General features: G+C 46.8%; 15 protein-coding genes. 10 read left to right on the top strand and 5 right to left on the bottom strand.

Features of this window, described 5'->3' with window-relative positions; all coding sequences use genetic code 11:
* Nucleotides 1–139 precede the first annotated feature (139 nt).
* From NG795_RS21080 to NG795_RS21065, 4 genes are read left to right on the top strand one after another with little or no spacing between them, the layout of a single operon-like run.
* The gene (locus tag NG795_RS21080) at nucleotides 140–547 is read left to right on the top strand and encodes a gas vesicle protein (protein WP_436836075.1); all 408 of its coding nucleotides are present in this window, start codon (nucleotides 140–142) and stop codon (nucleotides 545–547) included.
* Nucleotides 548–580: 33 nt separating this feature from the next.
* Nucleotides 581–1060 (top strand): gas vesicle protein K, encoded by a 480-nt coding sequence (locus NG795_RS21075; RefSeq protein ID WP_367290608.1) that lies wholly within the window; start codon nucleotides 581–583, stop codon nucleotides 1058–1060.
* A 32-nt stretch (nucleotides 1061–1092) separates the two neighbouring features.
* Nucleotides 1093–1836, top strand: coding sequence for a gas vesicle protein GvpF (gene gvpF, locus NG795_RS21070; protein WP_367290607.1), 744 nt, complete (start codon nucleotides 1093–1095; stop codon nucleotides 1834–1836).
* A gap of 4 nt (nucleotides 1837–1840) precedes the next feature.
* The gene (locus NG795_RS21065) at nucleotides 1841–2158 is read left to right on the top strand and encodes a gas vesicle protein GvpG (protein ID WP_367290606.1); all 318 of its coding nucleotides are present in this window, start codon (nucleotides 1841–1843) and stop codon (nucleotides 2156–2158) included.
* Between the two features lie 70 nt (nucleotides 2159–2228).
* Here the strand turns inward: NG795_RS21065 and NG795_RS21060 are convergent, their stop codons facing one another.
* Entirely contained in the window at nucleotides 2229–2714 is a 486-nt protein-coding gene (locus NG795_RS21060) for a hypothetical protein (RefSeq protein WP_367290605.1), read from the bottom strand.
* A 426-nt stretch (nucleotides 2715–3140) separates the two neighbouring features.
* Between NG795_RS21060 and NG795_RS21055 the strand changes: the two genes are divergently transcribed.
* Nucleotides 3141–3890, top strand: coding sequence for a glycosyltransferase family A protein (locus NG795_RS21055; protein WP_367290604.1), 750 nt, complete (start codon nucleotides 3141–3143; stop codon nucleotides 3888–3890).
* Nucleotides 3891–4388: 498 nt separating this feature from the next.
* Here NG795_RS21055 and NG795_RS21050 read toward each other — a convergent pair whose 3' ends face one another.
* From NG795_RS21050 to NG795_RS21040, 3 genes are read right to left on the bottom strand one after another with little or no spacing between them, the layout of a single operon-like run.
* Entirely contained in the window at nucleotides 4389–4826 is a 438-nt protein-coding gene (locus NG795_RS21050) for a secondary thiamine-phosphate synthase enzyme YjbQ (protein WP_367290603.1), read from the bottom strand.
* Nucleotides 4827–4886: 60 nt separating this feature from the next.
* Nucleotides 4887–5912, bottom strand: coding sequence for an NAD(P)/FAD-dependent oxidoreductase (locus NG795_RS21045; protein WP_367290602.1), 1026 nt, complete (start codon nucleotides 5910–5912; stop codon nucleotides 4887–4889).
* Nucleotides 5899–8199, bottom strand: a complete 2301-nt coding sequence (locus NG795_RS21040; protein WP_367290601.1) for a hypothetical protein — start codon at nucleotides 8197–8199, stop codon at nucleotides 5899–5901. Before NG795_RS21040 ends, NG795_RS21045 begins: the two co-directional genes overlap by 14 nt.
* 237 nt (nucleotides 8200–8436) lie before the next feature.
* Between NG795_RS21040 and NG795_RS21035 the strand changes: the two genes are divergently transcribed.
* Nucleotides 8437–9309, top strand: a complete 873-nt coding sequence (locus NG795_RS21035; protein ID WP_367290600.1) for a DUF4351 domain-containing protein — start codon at nucleotides 8437–8439, stop codon at nucleotides 9307–9309.
* Between the two features lie 194 nt (nucleotides 9310–9503).
* Here the strand turns inward: NG795_RS21035 and NG795_RS21030 are convergent, their stop codons facing one another.
* Entirely contained in the window at nucleotides 9504–10787 is a 1284-nt protein-coding gene (locus tag NG795_RS21030; RefSeq protein ID WP_367290599.1) for a hypothetical protein, read from the bottom strand.
* Nucleotides 10788–11325: 538 nt separating this feature from the next.
* On the opposite strand from NG795_RS21030, the gene NG795_RS21025 reads away from it, so the two are divergent.
* The 4 genes from NG795_RS21025 to NG795_RS21010 all read left to right on the top strand — a co-directional run bounded on the left by NG795_RS21025 (nucleotide 11326) and on the right by NG795_RS21010 (nucleotide 21753).
* A complete protein-coding gene (locus NG795_RS21025; RefSeq protein ID WP_367290598.1) occupies nucleotides 11326–14067 on the top strand; it encodes a valine--tRNA ligase in 2742 nt (913 codons plus the stop codon).
* A gap of 121 nt (nucleotides 14068–14188) precedes the next feature.
* Complete coding sequence (locus NG795_RS21020) at nucleotides 14189–14701, top strand: HmpF-related protein (protein ID WP_367290597.1); 513 nt, start codon at nucleotides 14189–14191, stop codon at nucleotides 14699–14701.
* A gap of 163 nt (nucleotides 14702–14864) precedes the next feature.
* Nucleotides 14865–19841, top strand: coding sequence for an AAA domain-containing protein (locus NG795_RS21015; RefSeq protein WP_367290596.1), 4977 nt, complete (start codon nucleotides 14865–14867; stop codon nucleotides 19839–19841).
* The gene (locus NG795_RS21010) at nucleotides 19819–21753 is read left to right on the top strand and encodes a phospholipase D-like domain-containing protein (RefSeq protein WP_367290595.1); all 1935 of its coding nucleotides are present in this window, start codon (nucleotides 19819–19821) and stop codon (nucleotides 21751–21753) included. The genes NG795_RS21015 and NG795_RS21010 overlap by 23 nt, the downstream gene beginning before the upstream one ends.
* The last annotated feature ends 62 nt before the right edge of the window (nucleotides 21754–21815 follow it).

Here is a 21815-nt window from a genome sequence, read left to right as displayed (position 1 = left end):
ATGCTAGGGCGATCGCAATCAATCCCATCCCGGGAATTGCCGATGCTTCGACCTAATTGTTGAGGAAGGGCTGAATGCAGCCAACTCTAGCCAACCCTGCAAAACTCTAATTAAATCCCTTTACTGAGTTAAATTCATCGTGTCTTCTAACCCGATACAGCCTTCAAGCGCTCAATCCAACTCAAATCGCACCATTGCCACCTCCACCCAAGGCTCGACTTTAGCCGATATCCTCGAACGAGTCTTAGATAAAGGAATAGTAATTGCCGGAGATATTTCCATTTCCGTTGCCACAACTGAGCTACTCCATATCCGAATTCGCTTACTAATTGCTTCCGTGGATAAAGCGCGAGAAATGGGAATCAACTGGTGGGAAAATGACCCATATTTGAGCAGTAAAAATCAAGATTTAATCGAAGAAAACCGCCAACTGCACGATCGCCTGCAAGTCTTAGAAGCCGAAATGCGATCGCTCAAAGCCCTCACCAGCAGTCCCTCAATCTCTGAAACCAACCCCGAACCCAGCGGCAGCGTTGGGGAGATTTAAACCCGGTCAAACCTATAAGAAAACCGCACCCTCATGGCATTAGCTGAAACCCCGTCTAACCCGTCTCAACTCAGCGAAATTACCCCCACTCGTCGCGCTATTAACAGTAAAGCGGGGTTAGCATCCCTCGTCTTAACCCTCGTGGAACTAATTCGGCAATTGATGGAAGCGCAAGTGATTCGTCGCATGGATGACCAAGTGCTCAATGAAACCGAGTTAGATGCTGCTGCCGAGAGTTTGCAAAAACTAGAAGCAGAAATCCTCCGATTGTGCGATATCTTCGAGATTGACCCCAATGATTTGAACCTGGACCTCGGAGAAGTGGGAACCCTCCTACCTAAACCGGGCAGCTATTATCCAGGCGAACCCAGTCAAGAAGCGTCCATCTTAGAATTACTAGACCGCCTCTTAAATGTCGGTATTGTCGTCCAAGGTGACCTGGATTTGGGTGTAGCTAACCTGAACTTAATTCAGGCAAAACTTCGGTTAGTGCTAACCTCTCAACCGCTATAAATGTTGTTCAATAAATTAGACCATAACTTAACATGAGTTTAGGGTTTTATCTGTACGGAATTTTACCCCATCCCCTGCCAGACACCTTGACGATCGCTGGACTAGATCGCCAACCTGTTCATAACCAAACCATTCAGGGATTCCACTTCCTCTATTCCGAAGCCAAACAAACCAAATATCTCACCTCCCGGCGCAATTTATTAGGCCATGAAAAAGTCTTAGAAGAGGCGATGAGTGCTGGATTTCGCACCTTACTCCCCCTGCGCTTTGGGTTGGTCGTTAAAACCTGGGACACCGTAATCCGAGACTTAATTGCTCCCTATCAGGGGAAGCTCGAAGCCCTGTTTCAGAAATTGGAAGGACGCAGGGAAGTCAGCATCAAACTATTTTGGGAGAGCCAAAACGAAATCGAAGCGTTACTAGAAGAGAATCCCAGTTTAAAACAACTACGGGATGCCAGTTTAGGAAAAGCTTTAAGCATGGAAGAAGTCATCAACATCGGTCAGATGATAGAAAGCAGCTTAAAGTTTAGAAAACAAGCGGTGATTGCTGCCTTTCAAACCGGATTAAATCCCTTAGCGGAAGAAGTCATCGAAAGCGACCCGATGACTGAAGAGATGATTTATAATGCCGCTTATTTAATTCCTTGGGACCGGGAACTGGAGTTTAGTGAAGCAGTAGAAGCGATCGATAAAAACTTTGGCGATCGCCTGCGAATTCGGTATAATAACTTTACCGCCCCTTATACCTTTGCCCAACTCGAATCACAGGGATAATCCTATGCTATTTGAATTGTTAACTTTTCCCATCTCCGGACCCCTTGGCGGCATCGTCTGGTTAGGGGAACAACTCCTAGAACGAGCAACCAGCGAACTCGATGACATTCAAAATGTCCAAAAACAGTTATTAGCCTTACAACTCGCCTTCGACATGGGCGACATTTCCGAAGAAGACTTTGAAATTCAGGAAGAGGAACTGTTGCTCAAAATTCAAGCAATGGAAGAAGAAATGGAAGCGGAACAACAAGAAGAAATAGAATCCGAAGAGTTCATCAGCGAGGATGGTTTATCTTCTTTCTCCATCACAGTCCTCGATTAACCCGAACCCTTGACAAACGTTAAAAATAGAACAAGGGGGATGGATATTCCACCCCCATTTCAGCCTGACTTTAATATTCCAGATGAAACGTTTTAAACGAATGAGAATTCCCCCGAGGAATCGGTTCACAAATGGGGGGGTGAGACTGAGTTGAACGGTCCTGAATCGGCTTAATTTCTCCAGAAAAAGCCGCCCCCCCCTGATCAGAAGATTGTCGCCCCTCCTGAATCGTCTTTTCCTTCGCTTCAATTTGACTATCCAATAGACTTAACTGAGAATTCAACAACTCCATCCGCTGTTTCATCATCTGAATCTCATGGTGAATCCGCTGTCGCTTCGTCATCATTTTATAGAGTTCAACTTGTTCCCCTGCCTCACAGTTTCTGCGAGGAGTGGAACTAATTTTCGGCGGCATTGAGGAGGGCGGTTTAATTCTAGGCATAGGTTTTCTCGCAGAGTCTAGCTTATGATACCCAAATCCAGTGGCGATCGCCACTTTTGGGTTAATTTTGACCCCCAATTCTGGAGTCACCGCCACATAACCCACCCACGCCAAAATCCCTAAACCAACTTGTAGATGAGAGTTTCCGCACCTATCCTCAACTGTTGCGCCCTGTCAGATGAGAACCCCGACAGTCCAACCCCCCCCTGAAGAAAGTGTGCTTTTTAGAATTTTGCAAGAAATCTATTTAATTGCCTCATCTCCCATAATTATGGTAACATAGCGGTTAGCCAAGTTGTTCGCGTACAATTTTGTCGGGGAGAGCATCAAGCTTCGCCATCTCCTAGGAAAGCTCAATGTAAGGGAGTTCCACACTGGCTGACGTGAAACGCTTACAGGCTATTGCGATCGCTTTTCTGACTCGTCTAAATGTCCGTATCTGATGAGTCGGCGAATCGCTATAACAGGGCTGCCCAACCTGAGTAGCCCTGACCGGGGTGCTACTATAATTAGAACCAAAAATTTGGAGTGTAAACAATTATGCTTGTTTTTGTAGTTCCGCTTAAAAGCCAGGAAAAATCGGCTTCATGGGAAAAAGTTTGCCTGCTATTTGAAAGAACTGCTCGTTCGATTTGTAATCAAACTTGCTCTGATTTTCAAGTAATTGTTGTTTGTAACCAACGACCCACCATTAATTTTTCACATCCTAAGATTAACTACCTTGAAGTAGATTTCCCTTACCCCAGCAACCAACCGAGCCATATGGCACAAGCCCGGACGGATAAAGGTCGAAAAATTTTGGCTGGATTGATTGCAGCCAAAGAATTTTCTCCATCCCATATCATGATTGTGGATGCGGATGACTGCGTGAGCAAAAATCTGGCTCAATTTGTCAAAAACAATTTTTCCGCTAATGGGTGGTATATCAATCAAGGATATAAGTATTTAAACAATGATTCTGTTATTTATCTAAAGCCCTGGAATTTTTATCGAATGTCAGGAAGTTGTAATGTGCTTCGTTATGACCTTATTGGTTTGCCTGAAAATCCGGAATATAACAGAGGCTACGGATACTATAAATTTTATATAGCTCATGAAAAAGTCAAAAATGTAATGGCAGAAAGAAATCACCCGATTAAGCCTCTTCCATTTCCGGGTGCTGTTTACATCATTGGCACCAGCGAAAATCTATCGAGAAATGAAAAAAAATTAAAATTTAATGTTTTTACTCGTCGGAAGTTAACGCCAGAAATTTGTGAAGAGTTTGGTCTGGCCAGACTTGAAAATTAAAACATTCGATGGAGGGTTGATTGGATTACATATCGATCCGGAGACATCATCGCGAAAAGGCATCTAAGACCCAATCCAAAAAAAAGAAGTCCTAGAAAAAAAGTCCAAGCGAAAGCCGAAAAAGCCGACCCTAAGTCAAGCCCAACTCCAAGCCAAATAGCGCCAGTTTGCTAAAGATGTTAAAGCACTACTGGGGACGGTAATTCCCACGATGATTGTCGGTGCGATCGGGAGGATGGTAAGTTTTTCGTCAAAGATGAAAAACTTACCATTGCTAATGGTGGCAGCATATTAGTCTTGGTTCTGTGCTATGAATAACCCCGTCAGGGTCTGCGGGTTTTCCTAGTCTATATGCCCTTTTCAGGAACGGTGACTGACGGGATTGGTGGCGGAAATGGTTTCTGGATTCTATAGAAAACCTCGGGTTTTATGATGATTTTTATAGAGTTTCCATCAGTTTAGATCCCCGGGAGGAAGCCTGCCTTTTGGGGAACCCCCTCATTCCCCGCAAATTTGAATCAGCAGATTGCGTTTTCGTGGCCCATCTAAATCAATTAACATCACTGATTGCCAAGTCCCCAAGGCTAAATTTTCCTCAACGATGGGAATGTATTCGCTATTGTTGAGGGTGATTGCCATCAGATGGGAATGTCCGTTGATGGGTTCATCAGGAGGGACGACGCGCAGATGCAAATCGTTATGGAGATATTTGGCATCAGGAGGGGCTAATTTTTCCAGATAGACCTTGATATCATCCAGCAATCTTTCTTCGTATTCGTTAATAAATAAAGCGGTGGTGGTATGTCTTGCAAAGACCAAAACATAACCATTTTTAACCGGATTTGCCTCTAGCAAGTCTTTGATGTAGGGAGTCAGGTTATGAATGCTGATTCCTGATTCGGTTTCAATGTCGATAAAATGGTTGGTGATAGTCATTGAATCTTACACTCCTCTAATCAATCTTGTCAGAATAAAACAGGGCTGTATTTTCCCCTATTATTTTACCCAATCTGGGGCATTCGGCAGTAAGGCGTAAAGGTTTCTTAACGTTTCGATATCTTTCTGAAACCAATTCTCCATCCACTGACTGTACCCTGCCATAACTTGACTCTCAAAGGCTTTCCCATTCAAGAGGTTGGTAATCAAATGGGCGACCATCATGCCGGACATGATTGCTTTGAGGACGCCATGAGAGGAGGCTGGATCCAAAACCGTGGCGGCATCTCCGACTAGAAAATAACCGGGTCCGGCGGGGGGAGAAACTTGTCTCCAGGTGACATCCGCAACGGCGGGTTTTCCCCAGGGTTTTAGGGTTTGGAATTCGGCGGGTTGCCAGTTTTTTTCTAGGGGTTTGTTGTCCAAATTAAGGCGGGTCCATTGGTAGAGTTGGGGACGGACTTTGGCGGTCCAAATCCATCCCCCTTCCCTCGCTACGATCGCCGGTGCATGATCTCGGATGGGACAGTCTCCTTGGACATAGCCATAATGGGCGATTAAGGGGGGAGAAAATGGGTGAATTGCTAACTTTAATTGTTTGGCTAACCACTGTCTGCTGCCGGTGGCATCGACTGCAAATTTTGCCTTGATTTCACCTTGGTTGGTGGCGATTCCTATTACTCGGTTTTCGCTGACAATGGGATATAAGGCGCGGCAGGGTTGGTGGACTTCGACACCTAATTCCACCGCCCGATCGCGCAAGATTGTATCAAAATCCGCCCGCCATGCCTGAAACCCTTGCCAAGGGCCGGTTTCATCGGACCCGAAGGGTTCAAACCGGCGACTGCCCTCCCATTGTATCCAGTTTCCGGGATGACGCAGGAATCCGGCAGGTAAGAGGCGATTGCCGACTCCTAACTGCTGTAACAGGGGTTCGATGCCGGGGTGGAGGGTTTCCCCCGGATGAGGGCGAGGGAAGGGTTCCGCTTCAGCGATCGCCACTCGGAACCCTTGCTGTGCCAAGGCAATGGCGGCAGCAGTTCCTCCCGGACCACTCCCGGCGATCGCCACGTCAACCTCGCACATTTTTCGATTCCCAGACTCCAGAATCCCGTTTCATCAACACCCGCAGTCCATCGACAAACAGGGTAACCCGTTCGCGGATTTCCACCCAGCGTTTTCGCACATCTTCCGGAGTGGTGATATTGCCATGCCGATACATTTCAAACCGATAGGTTTTTCCCCGTAAGCGTTGACCTGTTTGGGTTTGCGCCTCTAGTAGTTCTGTCTCCGTTGGGGTAACTTCTCGGAAGGAGAGAACACCCCATTTGGATTTTTCATTGACAATTCGGCCAAATGCCTCAGCGTCTTGTGCCTCGGACTGTCCGGGAGGAAAGTATTTTTCCTCTTCAATGCCTAAAGCGTGATAGACATAAGCCATTGTTAGCACTCTCGCCTCGTATTCTCGCACATCAACTTTTCCCGTTAGGGCTAAGGTGAATTTACCCTGTAAGGCATTGGTGACGTAATCGACATGATCGATCGCCTCATATTCCACCACCTGGCGATCGCTCAATTGCACCAGGCGCGGTCCCGGAACCCCATCCCAAGGCAAGTCCCCAGTTTGCCCGATTTCCGCATCAGTCAGAGGGCTGACAGTTGGCCAACTTGGCATCGGTTCAAAGGTGCGGGCGGAGTCAGGTGAGACCGCAGGCCAAAACGCACTAAGTGCGGCACAAAGTTTAGAATCTTCGGGGAAGGGACTGCCCAGACCATAAGCAGCTAGGAAATCCAAGCCTTCTGGTGTGCGATCAAAGCTCACATCCCATCCCGGCGCATAGATTCCCGCAGCCGCATCCGGGAGGTAGGATTGGCGATTCAGGATGAAACGGTCGAGGGGACGCTGTTTGACAAAGGGTTCTCCGGGTAAGGAGACGATCGCCGTTACCGTAGTATCTTCCGGGCGAAAATCGGCTTCAGTTAAGGCCAAATTGGGCGGCATTCGCTCATCGGCTAAGGTTTCGGGAGGAATTCGCCAAATGCTGTTTCTCACAGCTTCTGGCACCGATTGTTCCCACCAATCCATCAGATGCCTTTGATCGCAGGTGGGGAAGTAATCTGGGGCGCTTACCAGGGAATAAGCGGGAACCCGTCGGGGGATTTGAATCGCTAATTCGGGACAGAGGGCTTCGATCCAGCCATCGGCAGTAAAATCGAGGTAATGTAAGGCATTGTATCCGCCTTGGGCTACTATACTAGCAACATCCGGGCGTTCATTCAGGTCAGTGATGGCCCCGTTGGGTAAGACTTGGTGACGGGCGTGGACATATTCCGGGGCGCGTCGCGCTTCGTTGTCTGAGGGAATCAGCAAGCTGGAAGAGAGGGTTAAACCATAGTTGGCAGGAACTTGATAAGTGAGAGGTTTGCCTTGATATTCTGCTGCTTCGACGAGAAGGGGATGGACAATGGGGGTGAGGGTTCCCATGCCATCATCGGGATTTTGTGAGAATTCGGCGATGCCTTCGGTAAAGATAAAGGGCGGATTGCTAATATCCGGTTCACTCCAGCCGGTGTCATACCCTTGGTTTTGCAGTTGGAGATGGATGCGACGAAGTTTTTCGTTGATATGAGTAGCTTCTAGGTTGAGGGTTAAATTAAAATCACGGATACATTCATTGCCGCTAAATAGTTTGTGTAAGGGAAACCAGAATAACCTGCGATCGTCTCCATCGCGCACCCGCATCGGTTTATATCCGGGGCGATCGCCTCGACGGATGACGGCAACATAAGCACTATACTGGGCTGGAATTACCCGCATCGCTTGGGAGTCCCCTTCTACAAAGGGTAAAAACCCGCGATGTTTGCCGTCATACAGGGCTTCAGAGGTTCCCACTCGGGCGACCCCAGTCCGGGAAAAGCACAAATCCGCGTGTTTCTGGTGGGGGGTGTCCGAGGCGGGACGGTATTCGGAGGCAAAGACGGCGATCGCCAAGGGTGCATAATTCGCCTTAACCCGTAATTCCGCCAACGAGGGGGGTTTGACGCCATAGACGTAGTTTTCCACCGCCTCAATCTCAGCCAGGGTAGGAAAGGCGGTTAATTCATTGCCCTCAGCCCCGATAACGACTGTCGTCGCAGCTAAGGCATGATAGAGTAAACTGCGGGCAGGAGACCCCGGTGCGATCGCCCGATTCCCTTCATCAGCAAAATCCGTAAATCCTGGAAGATTGCGGTTGATGTTCGGGAGGATTTTCCCCAATTCCGCTGTCAGGTTTGCCGCTGTGATATCCAACCCATGCTGTAATAGTAATTCTCGCCATCCGTGGTTCACGAGGCGATCGCAGACTTGTTTAACCTGATCAATTAAGGCCATAGGTAATTCCTGGTTTAATCCTCATGATTATAGAGCCTATCGAGTTGATTTGCCCCTAGGTTCCCATCAAAAATTATTATAGGTTTGATGGGAACCTAGGGGCATTCAAGATTTTGTGCAAAAATATAAATATTTGTTATTCAACCTCGCAATAAAAAACAATATTAAAATGATAATATATTAATTGTCTCCATGCTTTAGGTTATAATTATAGTTATAAATATCCGCCATAAAACAATGGGAAAAGCAGATATTAGTGGCAAAAGATTAATCGGACTCTACCCCGATGGATGGGTCAAATGGGTGACGCGCTCATCCGGTACAGTCGCCGAAGTCATCCTCGATTCAGAATTTCAATGGCTCAGTCGAGATAGCGATATCCTCATCAAAGCCTATAGCGAGGAAGAAGGGGAATTTATTAGCCTAACCGAACTCCAATTTCGCCCGGATACAAGGATGCCGGTACGGATTCGGGCTTATGCGGCACTAGCAGAAGAAAAATATGATTTGCGCGTGCATCCGGTGGTGGTCAATATTTTTCCGCCAACCGGGAACACCCCCATTCCCACTTGTTATGAATCGAGTATTATGGGACTAGAGGCAAAGCAAGACTATGAGGTGATCAACCTCTGGGAAATCGATGCCGAGCTCGCCTTTCAACCGGAACTCAAGGCCCTACTGCCCTTAGCAACGGTGATGAAAGGGGGTGCAAACGAAACCATCTTACGTCGCGCCGCAGTCCGAATACAACAGGAAGAACGGTCGGAAGATTTACAACGATTGTTGGGAATTTTTTCTAGCTATGTATTAGGAGAAAATATCGTGGAGAAAATCCTGAATTTTGCAACCCAGGCATTATTGGAATCCCCTTGGGGTCAAGACATTTTACAGCAAGGAGTGGAAGAAGGACGCCAAGAAACACGACAACTCATCCAACACCTAATCCGGTGTCGGTTTGGGGAAGTCCCGGAAGCGGTGGAAGCTAATTTGCAACGGTTGAACCGGGAGCAATTAGAACTGTTTGCCGAAAGGCTGATGAATGTAAATTCTTTGGAAGAATTGATGGCGGCTTTTCCTCCCGTGACTGACAATTATAATCGGGATTTGTAGACAAGTGAATCAGCGCTTCTCTACAGAACATATTGGATAAATTAAACAGCGATCGCCTTGGTGATTCGGTAACAGTCAAGGCGATCACTTTTTTGAGACATAACGGAAGGCAAATTTTCCCGAATTTAGGTTTTGGGTTGCGCTCGCTCACCTATGCAGCAAGCCCTATAGAAAGCATTTGAGGAATTTTACATTTATTTCTGTGGTGGTTCAATTTTAACTGTTGCTTTCCACTCAGCAAATGGGGGAGGAAACTGAGGCTCTAAATCCTGAAACCCTGCCATTGCTAAAATCATATATCCGTAAAATCGGCTTAAATAAATCATATCGTCAACTGATTTTTCTCTATATTCTTCGGATAAATATCCACCCTTTTTCAGTAAAAAATCAGGATGGGCATTCCGATGGCGCATATTTTCATAAATATCGAGTATCTTCTTGATCTCTGGTTTCCAGTCTTTTGAGAAATACTTTTCTCTAAAATTTTTTAAGGCTTTTGCTACTTGAAATGAATGATCTCTGGGCTTGAAAGGATGGTTTTCAATTGTTCTTAGGGCCGCTTCAAGGATTGTAGAAAGAAGTAGTTCTCTAGCTTGCCAACTTTCCTGGCGAGACGCTTCCAGCATTTGTTTAAACATTTGGCGACAAATCCCAGAATTCACTCCTTCGGTTACAAAAAACTGAGTCAGCAACATTAAAGAACTTTTATTAAGCTGCTGGGTTTGTTTTAATGGAGATAAAACACCTAGAGAATCTAACCGGGATTGATGTTTAATTTCACTATAAATTTTATTATATCCCCGCCGAATTTCACGCCTCACCAACTCAATACTTTCCCCATACAAAAGAGAAAAAGAATCTTGAAGTGCTTCTGACCATTTCCAATTATCTACTTTGGAGCATTGAGAAGTAGGCAGTAACCAAGAAATTTTAAGATATCTGTCGTCAATCATACGCCCCACCAATTTATAATTGTTTTCGTCTTCATACAAAATTCCTGATAATTCTTCTTTAAACTCTCGTTGTTGATCATTAATTAATACCTCTGTACTAACCTTATCTGGCAAACGTAATTTGCTTGCAGTTTTATATAGTGCCGAACCCCACAAATTGTTATTAGGTTTATTTGAAAAACCCCAACAATTATAAAAAATTACTCGGCTAACTTTAATAAAAATCCGATTTTCTAAAAGAATCATTTCCCCCTGATCGCCCAAATGTACGTTCGGAACAATAGCCCAGGTAAAATTGGTGGATTTCATCCGAATCGATGTTAAATGCTGTTTTCTGATGATATCGGGTTTATTTAATTCAATGGTAGTTTTTGGAAATTCTTGAGGAGTTTCTAAAAATGCTTGGATATAAAATCCTTGTTCTGGATTCCAGGTCATTACGCCACGACCTTGGTAGCGGAAACCTAGATAGTAAAAACTAATCCATTTCAAAACATATTCCTGATTTTGAAAGTAATTTTTCACGGAAACTCCACATTATTTATGATTTTATAGGTAGATTGCTCGACAACTGAGTAGCCGATACAGCTAATTCTACCATTCAACACTACATTATACTACATTTAGGGTTTATTCTTTTCCAAAGCCAGGAATTTTTCTATATTCGGGTTCTAGGTAGACTCGACACGGGGTAGGCTAGGTTAGTATTTCCTGGATTCTGTTAAATCCCTTTTTCTACCGCTTTGGCAACCTTTTTTCTAAGGGCCTGATTCCCCACATTGCCTATTGCGTTAGACTCAGCCGATCACCTACAAAAGCGACCCCAACCAGCTACGGATGCCAATTTCCCGACCCTTCTGGATCGCCAGGACCCTCCAAAACGCGGTAGACTCTTCCCCTAGGACCCTACGTCCCCAGCTTTTAGGGTCAGGGTCCCGCTACAACTGCCGCCATTGCCATCCTTCCTGGAGGGGTCCTGATTATTTTCCCTTCGTTTCCGTCAAAGGCTTGTGGCAAAATCGTAAGATAGATCAGTTTGTAATCCGTTCACCTTATATTCCCGATGACTTCCACCATTCCTAACTTACCGAGTCAATATGAACCCAAGACGACAGAAGCCAAGTGGCAGGCGTTTTGGGAAGAGAATCAGGTTTTTAAAGCGGACCCGAATCACCCGGGAGAGCCTTACTGTATCATGATTCCCCCGCCCAATGTTACGGGTAGTTTACACATGGGGCACGCCTTTGAAAGCGCCCTGATTGACGTGCTGGTGCGGTATCATCGCATGAAAGGGCGCAATACCCTATGGTTGCCGGGGACGGATCATGCCAGTATTGCGGTCCAGACGATTTTGGAACGGCAACTGCGCGAAGATGGCAAAACGCGGGATCAAGTGGGACGGGAGAAGTTCCTGGAACGCGCTTGGCAATGGAAAGAAGAGTCTGGTAATACGATTACGAATCAGTTGCGCCGGTTGGGTGTTTCTGTGGATTGGACTCGCGAACGGTTTACGATGGATGAAGGTCTTTCCAAGGCGGTTTTGGAAGCGTTTATCGCCTTGCATGAGGAGGGACTGATTTATCGCGGTAAATATATGGTGAATTGGTGTCCGGCGAGTCAGTCTGCGGTGTCGGATTTGGAGGTGGAACAGCGGGAAGTGAATGGTCATTTATGGCACTTTCGCTATCCCCTGAGTGATGGATCTGGATTTGTGGAGGTGGCGACGACTCGACCCGAAACAATGTTAGGAGATACGGCAGTTGCGGTGAATCCCAATGACGATCGCTACAAAGGGTTAATTGGGAAAATGTTAACGCTGCCGATTATGAATCGGGAAATTCCGATTGTGGGAGATGAGTTTGTTGATCCAAGTTTTGGGACGGGTTGTGTTAAAGTAACTCCGGCCCATGACCCGAATGATTTTGAAATGGGAATGCGGCATAATTTGCCGTTTATTACCATTATGAATAAAGATGGGTCATTGAATGAGAATGCCGGACCTTTTGCGGGACACGATCGCCAGGATGCCAGAAAAGCAGTGGTGCAGCAGTTGGAGGCAGAAGGACTGCTGGTGAAGGTGGAGGAATATAAGCATACGGTTCCTTATAGCGATCGCGGTAAAGTCCCGGTCGAACCCCTGATTTCAACTCAGTGGTTTGTTAAAATTGACTCTCTCTCCAGTCGCGCCTTGACGTTCCTGGATGAGCAAAATTCCCCTCGGTTTGTCCCCGATCGCTGGACGAAAGTGTATCGCGATTGGTTGGAAAAACTCAAAGATTGGTGTATTTCTCGCCAACTCTGGTGGGGACATCAAATTCCCGCTTGGTATGCGATTAGTGAAACCGGGGGAATGATTGCGGATGATACGCCGTTTGTGGTGGCAAAATCGGCTGAGGAAGCTACCGCTAAACTAAAAGAACAATTTGGGGAAGCCGTCCAAATTCAACAAGACCCGGATGTGTTGGATACTTGGTTTTCCTCTGGATTATGGCCGTTTTCTACCTTGGGATGGCCTGACCAAACTGAAGATTTAAGCACCTATTATCCCACGACAACTCTAGTTACAGGCTTTGATATCATCTTCTTCTGGGTAGCGCGGATGACGATGATGGCGGGACATTTTACGGAGAAAATGCCGTTTAAAGATGTTTACATTCACGGATTAGTCCGGGATGAAAATAACAAAAAAATGTCCAAGTCTTCGGGGAATGGGATTGACCCGTTGCTGTTGATTGAAAAATATGGGACTGATTCTCTCCGTTATACCTTAATCCGGGAAGTTGTGGGCGCGGGTCAAGATATTCGCTTGGAATATAATCGGACTACCGATGAGTCGGCATCGGTGGAAGCGTCGCGGAATTTCACGAATAAACTGTGGAATGCGGCGCGGTTTGTGATGATGAATTTAGAGGGACAGACGCCGCAACAGTTGGGGAATCCGGGAGAGAATGCCTCGAATTTGGAACTGTGCGATCGCTGGATTTTGTCGCGGTATTATCACACGGTGCAACAAACCTGTGAAGCAGTCGATACCTACGGATTAGGGGATGCTGCCAAAACTTTGTATGAGTTTATTTGGGGAGATTTCTGTGACTGGTATATTGAATTAGTCAAGTCGCGCTTACAAGGAGAAAATGCCGCTTCCCGACGGGTGGCGCAACAAACCCTCGCTTTCGTCTTAGAGGGAATTCTCAAATTACTCCATCCGTTTGTTCCTCATATCACGGAGGAAATTTGGCATACCTTAACCCAAGCAGAGTCAACGGCATCCTTAGCGGTGCAATCCTATCCCGAAGCTGATGCTAATTTGATGGATAGTGACTTAGAATCGGACTTCCAGTTAATTATTGGGTCGATTCGGACTATTCGGAATTTACGCGCCGAGGTGGATATTAAACCTGGGGCAAAAATTAAAGCCATTTTGCAAAGTGACAGCGATAAAGAACGGGATATTCTCCATCGCGGGGAATCTTATATTCAAGGTTTAGCCAAAGTTGAAGACTTGACGATTACCCCAGCTTTAGCGGAAGAACCGGAACAAACCATCGCCGGAGTGGTGGGAACTGTCCAAGTATTAGTGCCTCTAGCAGGAGTGGTGGATATAGAACAACTCTGTGCCAAACTGGAGAAAAGTTTGGGTAAAATTGAGGGAGAAGTGAAATCCATTTCTGGGCGATTATCTAACGCTAAATTCGTGGACAAAGCCCCGCCAGAAGTGGTCCAAGGGGCGCGAGACAGCCTCGCCGAAGCGGAAAAGCAGGGGGAAATTTTACGCGATCGCCTCCGTCAATTAAGAGGTGAATAATCCCGAAACCCCCTAACTGTTGAAGATAAATCTGCCTCCGGTCCTCTCTCTCATTGAGAATGGGACCGGAAACCGACAATTCTCGCCCATTCCAATCCATCACCTTTTGAAGCAGACTGCAATGATATACTTAGCTCAGGTGCAAAAAAAAGGATTCTTAGGCAAAACAGGGTTACGACTACTCGCCTGTCAGAAATCTGGAGATATCTGGGCTTTGGTGTCAGAAACTGAGCCAATTGTCACCACAGAAGCCAATGCCTTTGGCGAGGGAATTCTGGTTTTAGCGGATATTACCACTGGGGGACAAATTCGCACGATCAATGAGGCGACGGAATGGGCGATTAATCTGGTTCAACAATATTTGACCAAAGGATTGACGCCGGATTTTTTACAGGAACAGGCGGATGAGATTGAACAATGGCGGCAATCTTTGACTTTACAAAGTCAGGAACTCTCCCGTCGAGCCCTAGAATTAGAAGCGCGCAGAGACCAACTTCAAGAGTTAGAAGAAAAACTAAAAAAAGAACACCACCGCTTAGAAATTTTGGCTCAAAAGTTGGAAGTAACGGCGGATGATAGCAGCGATCAGAATGAAGAAAATCAGGTCAGAATAGAAGGAAAAATCACGGATTGACAAGTTTCATGATTTGTGATACTTAATCTAAGACAAAGCTGGGGATAATAGCTGAAAATGGGACGTTGTAGGGAGAGACAATTTAAGGTAAAATGAAACCACAGTTTCACGCCCAGGCGATCGCCCGATCGCCAAGATGCCGCACTATGAGTCAGGAGTGATTGTGCCGTCGATTGAAGCAGATCCCACCAATTTTGTTGAATTACTGGAAATTGTCCGGGATGGATATGAAATCTCCTTAAAACCGGGAGATTACAAGGGAACCTTCACGATCGCGCGTGCAGTGACGATTCGCGGGAGTGGCGGTGATTCTGTGCTGTTTGCGGTGGATGCGCCTGCGGTGGTGGTGACGGTTGCCGGAGTGCGCTTGGAGAATTTGGCGATCGCCCGAACTGTTGGGGGTGAAACGGGTGCTGTAGCGATAAGGGGTGAGGCAAATACCGCGCCGATTTTGCATCAGGTGAGATTGACGGGAAGCGCGGAAAATGTCCAGTGGGAAGGCGCAATTTGGGCGGTTCCAGGGCGATTGGAGTTTGGGGAGATTGAACCGAATCGCCAGGTAGAAAAGGGTTGGGAACTGCAACTGGGTGAGTCTTGTCAGGTGGTGTCGGACTTGGATTGGTTGCAAGTGCGATCGCAGTATTTGTCCCCGGGGTTACAGTCGCTACAGATGGCGGTGAATTCCCAGGGAATCCCCGCAGGAACTCGGTTGTCAGGGTCGGTATATTTATGTTCCGAGGGGGACAAGCGCGAGATTCAGGTTACTGCGGAGATTATCAGTCGGGTGGAGTGGGTGACGACGGTAGTACCCTCGGAGAAATCTGCTGCCAAGCAGGAGGAGGCAAAGTGGGGGTATCGGTTCGTTGGCAAAACAGCGATCGCCAATGTGATTCGGGAACTGGCAGGGGAGAAACCCAGCGATCGCGATGAGGATTTTCGCAGTCGTCGCGATCGGGCGGAACTGTTATTCGCACAACTGTTAGAACAGCGATCGCACTCTTTTTACTTGCGCCGTCTGGGGTCGGGGAAAGATGCGGGAGAGGAACGGTGGCAACTTACCCTTGCTTGCGATCGGGATGAACCGGGAATTCCTCTGTTAGAAAAGCGCTACAAAACCTTATCTTTAAAGGCTGTAGTCAGTCCCGATGGACGGGGTGGATTACGTTTAATTGATGTGACTTTTGTTCCCCAAACTCGGGGACGCGGGGATGGGTTTACGGTCCTCTGTCGTCTGCGGTTGCTGCCGGATCATCAGTATGATTTAGGCGTTCCTCGTTCCGCCTTAAAACGCATGGCAAAACTGCCGGTTTCTGGAGATTTAATTCCCACTGAGGAACAACTTCAGGCATGGCGAGTTTATGTAGAAATTGAACGACGGATTGCGGAATCACGGCAGTTTTGTGTACCGTTTATCGGTCATAATTATGGGGCGGATGCGCGCCGGATTAGCTTTGAATTGGACAGTCGTGAGGCAACCATTGACGGCAGCAGCGAAACCGAATTAGCCGCAGGGGAATTCTGGAGTCGCACTTATAAAGCCCGCAGCGAACAGCTTCGCCTATTTGAAAGTTCTCCCCTGGGAAAAAATGGCCGGGATGGACGAATTTTAGGGCGAATTGACTCGGTGGATACTGAACGGCGGTTGCTGAGAATTAAGCCGGATTCTGATTTGCTAGAGTTGATGGCAGGGGGTTATTATCAGTTACCCGAAAGCGGATATTTATTGTTTGAAGCCTTTGGGGAACTGAGTCAAATCACTCATAAAATGAACGCCTTAAAACGGCTGGAACAGGGTCATAGTCAGAATCCCTTTTTAGGCCAATTTTTCTTTGATGCGGGACAGGCAAGGGTTCCGAAAAACTCGGTTAAACTGGAGAGGGCGGAGTTACTATTACCCGCTGCCAATCCGGACCAAATTGCCGCCGTGGAAATGGTGTTATCTGCCAAAGATTTAGTCTTAATTCAAGGTCCTCCGGGGACGGGAAAAACCACAGTAATTGCGGAAATTTGCTACCAGGTGGCGCGCCGAGGGGGACGGACTTTAATCGCATCTCAAGCCAATTTAGCGGTGGATAATGCTTTGAGTCGATTGGTGCATAGTCCCGTGATTCGAGCGTTGCGAAAGGGAAAAGCGGAGAAGGTACAGGAAGAAGGTGCGCCTTATTTAGAAGAGAATGCGATCGGGACTTGGCTGCAAAATACGGCGAGTCACTGTGAGACGGATTTGGAAAAACGGCGCAATGATTTAGTATTTTATCACCAAATGCGGAAGGTAGCGGCGGAATTTGAGGTGTATTTGGCAGCGGAAGAAGCACTCGCCAGCGATCGCCTGTTTTGGAAAGAACGTCAGGAGAGTTTACTAGAAAATCGGGCAATTTGGGAACAGCAGTATCAGGCGGCACAAGCGCAAAATCCCGAAGTAAAACGGGTGAGTGAGGAGTTGGCAGCGTTGTTAGCTGCTGCGCCAAATGTACCCTGGGAATCTCCCGATGTGGTGAAGTTATTGGCTGAAATTCGCCCTTATACCTTGGAAGATAGTAGGGTTAAAACTTTTATTGATGCAGTGCGAGTGGCATTACCTTTAACCCAAGAATTGGGATGGATTCGTCCCGATCGCGGTGCATTTGGGTTGGCAGCTTGGTGTTGCGAAACCGTTGCGCCAGAGTTGGCTAAATTTAGGGAAATTGTCACAGAAGCGAATCGCACTGCTGAGGCGATCGCTGCTGCTGCTGCTGCCGTCCAACAATTTCGGGCAGATTCCACTCCATTGCAGCAACTGCAAGGGGAATATGAACAAGCCTTAACGAAGCAAAAATCCCTCCAGCAACGCTTTCAAAATTTACAAACTCGTAAGTTAGAAATTGACCGCGTGATTAAAGAGGTTGGGGTTTGGTTAGAAACAGCACCTGCCCAAGTTTATACCATTTTAAGACAAGCGGTCCAAACGGGTCAACCCTTTAACAGTAAATTGATTCATGTTCCCGATAGTTTACTGACGATCGCCCAAACCTTGAATGTGGCAATTATGCCCAACTATGGCAATCATCCGGTGACGGAACTGCCGAATTGGGAGCAATTTCTCAAAGCCTTAGCTTATGAAACTAAGGGCAATTTTCGCAATACCAAAGGCAATCATTCCTATTTTAATGAATTTTTGCACCGCAGTCTAAATCAGCCTCCGATTGTCTTTTCAGCAGGCGATCGCAGTTTATGGAGGGAACTGGCGGCAGGATATGGCAATTATCCCCAACTGACGACATCGGGACGGCAGAATTTAGTCGTGAAAACCCAGGAAATTTTACAGCAGCAGCAACAGCAGTATGCCACCTTGTGGCAAGTTCAGTCAGTCGAATTGACTTTGCAACAAATCGCCCAAACTAGCATCGATGAAATTGTCACCCAGGCGCGCCAATGTTTACTCCCGCTGAAAACGGAAACGGAACAGGGATTAAGCCATATTGGGCAACAGTGGCATCAAATTCAGCATTGGATTGCCGCCCAAAAACCGCAACTTGAACAATCACAATCTGCCCTAAATTTATTGCGTCAAGAAGGAGAAAAAACTCTCCAAAAAGCGTTAGAACAGTTACAAAAATTAAGCCAACAACCTCACCTTCCTCCGGCAATTTTAACCGGCGTCCAGCGATATCAAGCTAACCGGGCTTTAATTTGGGAAAAACCCTCAGAATTTGCGACACTGGTGCAATCCTGGGAAAGTCGAATTACTAACTTAGAAAACGCAATTGCTGCCTTAGCCCCCTTTGAAGTTTTAGGTCATATTCAGGGTCTAATTGAAAGCTATCTCACCCAGCAACAACAAAATTTGCAACCGCTGCAACAGCAACTAGAACAGTGTGAACTGGAACTGCATGAAATTACCCAACAACTGACTACCAATCTGCCAGAACCCTTACTCAACCATCGCAATTGGTGGCGGCAAACCTGGGAAACCCTACGCGATCGCCTGCCGCAAATTGCCGAGAACCACTGCTGTGATTTGCCTTTTTTACACCAAGTCAAAACCCAGTTTGAAACCTGGGAACAGGCGGGAAATCAGGAAGAACAGTATCTAAATCGCTATCAAAACTTAGTCCAAGATTGGATTGATAAACTCCGTAATCCTTCGGAACAGGACCGCACTGAATTACGCCAAATTTATCTGGATAATGCCAATGTAATTGGGATTACCTGTGTCCAAGCGGCGCGTCGAGACTTTTCCGAAGAATTTAATAAATTTGATGTGGTGATTGTCGATGAAGTCAGCAAATGCACACCGCCGGAATTATTAATTCCCGCCCTCAAAGCTAAACGGTTAGTTTTAGTCGGCGATCGCTGTCAGTTACCGCCTATGCTGAATGATGATACTATTGAAGATATTGCCATCGAAATGGGCAGCAGTAAAGATGCCTTGCAATTTTTAGAAGACTCCTTCTTTAAACTGCAATTTGATGCCGCCCCCGAGTCTATCAAAACCATGCTAACGATTCAATATCGGATGCATCCCAACATCATGGGGGCGATTAATCAATTTTACGATCGCCGTCTCCAATGCGGCATTTTAGACCCGGATCAAGCCCGCAAACATCACCTGGATAGTGCCATCATCCAGGCACATCAACACCTGATTTGGGTGAAAATGCCCCAAGATTCCACCTTTGGCGAACGCAAAGAAGGGACATCCTTTATTAATCCCAAAGAAATTGAGGCGATCGAGCAACTTTGTCAAGATATGGAAACCACTTGGGCCGAAAAAGTCGCCCAGGGTCATCCCCCCAAAGAAATTGGTATCATCACCTTTTATCGCGCCCAACTCAACCGGATTGAAGAACGAATCTTGGATGACAGCCGCTTCCCTTCTCTGCAAATTAGAACCGGAACTGTTGACCAATTTCAAGGGATGGAAAGGTCCATAATTATTGTTAGCATGGTTCGCAATAATTCCGAAGGAAAAGTGGGATTTGCTAAAAAATCTGAACGGGTGAATGTGGCCTTTTCTCGCGCCCGGGAATTGCTGGTTATCGTTGGCTGTCATGAATTATTCGCCCATCATCATGGGGAAGTCGGGCGAATTTATTCAGAAGTGTCTAATGTTGTGCGTCATCAAGGAGGTCTAATTGATGTTTCTCGAATCCTCCCCTAAACCCATTGATTCCTCCCTGCAAACCTCGGTGGAAAAACTCGAAAAAACCAGTCCGGGCTTATCGGTAATTGCCGCTAGACAATTCCGCTATGCTATGCTTCAAACGGGCATAGAATTAATGGTAACTGCGCCCAGAAAATTCAATGTTTTAGAAGAATTTATCCTCCGGGCCAGCTTAGAAATTACCCCGAAACCCACCGAGGTTGAACTCGCCCAAGTCTTGGGTTTGGACCCCATTTTTGTTAGAAGTACCACCGCCAATCTCAAGGTATTAAATACCCTAAATGTTCTCCCCGACGGTTCCCTTAAACTCACCCCAGAAGGGCGAGCTTTTTATGAAAAAGGGTCCGTCCCGCAACCGCCAGAAAGTCATCCTATCTATGCGATCGCTGACCCTTTATTAGAGGCGACTACCTTTGAAGTTAATCCTCTCCGCGAATCCGCTTTAAATCTCCCCAATTTAGGCGATTTTCTTCCCCTCAACAGCCGCATTCAACCGATAGACTCCCTAACCCTCACCGATGTCCAGCAACGCCTCATCCATCAAGGATTGGGATTCCACAGTCCCGAATCTGGCAAAGAAGTCACCGCCTTCCAAATCGCTGAATCGCCCGAAACCCGTTGGCAATCCGTGGCACTGTTTGCTATTTTTGATACCCTAAATCAGCACTTAACCCTGCAATTTAGACGCGGAGAACAGTTACTACAATCCGCCACCCTTTGGCTAGAAATGCTTCAATCTGAGGGAAAAATTTCCCTAACGGAGTTGTTTGCAATCCGTTCTACCAATGGTGAGGAAAGTTTACCACCGCAGAATCCAGAAGTTGAAGCTAGACTGGAACAAGTCCGACAAGCAGCAACTCCTAATCGGGATAATGGCGGAGAAAATCCCACCGAAACCGGCAGTGCAATTTTAATCCCCGAGAATCAGATTCAGAAACAATTTTTAGAAACCCTCGAAACTGCCACGCATCAGGTGTTAATTTATTCGCCTATATTCACAGAAAAAGGAATAGATAATCGCCTGTTACAAAGATTAGAAACCCTCGTCAAACGCGGGGTTTGGATTCTCATCGGACAGGGAAATAGATCCGGGGAATCCTCCGACTGTAGGGGCGATTCGCGAATCGCCTCTACAGATATAGATATCATGGGTAAGCTTTCTCCCGAATGGCTGACAAAATTAGCAGCGATAAAGACAGCAGAAGGATTATCCGCTATACAAGTCGTCGAGTTGGAACAGTCTCACGCCAAAGAAGTTGTCATCGATCGCCAAACTTATATCTGTAGCGCACATAATTGGCTAACTTATGGAGGCGATCGCCTACCCCAGGGAGAAACTGTCTATCAAGTCACCCTTCCCGAAATCGTCAGCGAAGCGTACCAGTTTCTCTCTACCCAATTTCAACAACGCGCCGAATCCCTCTGGCAGCAGGCAATTACCACTCAAGATGAATCCCTCGCCACCACCTCTCTAAGTATCTGGGGTGGGTTGGGGATGGCAGAGACTGCCTTACAGCAGATTCAGGACCGGGAGTGGCTAGAATTGCTCCCGATTTGGCTAAAAATTGCTTGTCAGGGCTTGCGATCGCAGCAAATGTCCCCGGATTCCCCTAGCTTGAATCAGGCGCTTTCCCAGCTATCTGAACTCACCCCGGATTCCCAGGAACTGGATAGCTTGTGCGAAGCATGGCGGCAGGTGATGGCTGTTATTGCCAGTGGCGATCGCACCCTTGCTCTCAATTTACTCTCCGAACCCGTCTGGCAAGACTTCATCCGCCTGGGGATTGCATCGGAGGCAGGCGAGTCACCAGATGCCTTTATTGCTGGGGAACTAGCTAAACTGGCGGCAACTTTTCCGCCGACTCAAAATTCTCCTCGGAAAAAATCTAAACCTCACAAGTCGGGATAAGAAACGACTGAAGTCGTTACTACGAACATCGGAAAATTCTTTCTGATTGTTTGTAGTAACGA

This window comes from Laspinema palackyanum D2c, from assembly GCF_025370875.1.
GTDB classification, from domain to species: domain Bacteria; phylum Cyanobacteriota; class Cyanobacteriia; order Cyanobacteriales; family Laspinemataceae; genus Laspinema; species Laspinema palackyanum.
Note: the sequence above shows the minus strand (reverse complement) of the source record. Positions and strands in the feature narration are given on the sequence as shown.